Here is a 358-nt window from a genome sequence, read left to right on the forward strand (position 1 = left end):
GGCGTCGAGCGGCGGACGGGTGAGTAATGCCTAGGAAATTGCCCTGATGTGGGGGATAACCATTGGAAACGATGGCTAATACCGCATGATGCCTACGGGCCAAAGAGGGGGACCTTCGGGCCTCTCGCGTCAGGATATGCCTAGGTGGGATTAGCTAGTTGGTGAGGTAAGGGCTCACCAAGGCGACGATCCCTAGCTGGTCTGAGAGGATGATCAGCCACACTGGAACTGAGACACGGTCCAGACTCCTACGGGAGGCAGCAGTGGGGAATATTGCACAATGGGCGCAAGCCTGATGCAGCCATGCCGCGTGTGTGAAGAAGGCCTTCGGGTTGTAAAGCACTTTCAGTCGTGAGGA

General features: G+C 57.0%; 1 rRNA gene. It reads left to right on the forward strand.

The annotated features are described in order from the left end of the window. Nucleotides 1-358, forward strand: a 16S ribosomal RNA gene (locus ACF8OV_RS12340); the annotation flags it as partial.

It is taken from the genome of Vibrio sp. GLN_1 (assembly GCF_043106015.1).
Lineage (GTDB): Bacteria > Pseudomonadota > Gammaproteobacteria > Enterobacterales > Vibrionaceae > Vibrio > Vibrio parahaemolyticus.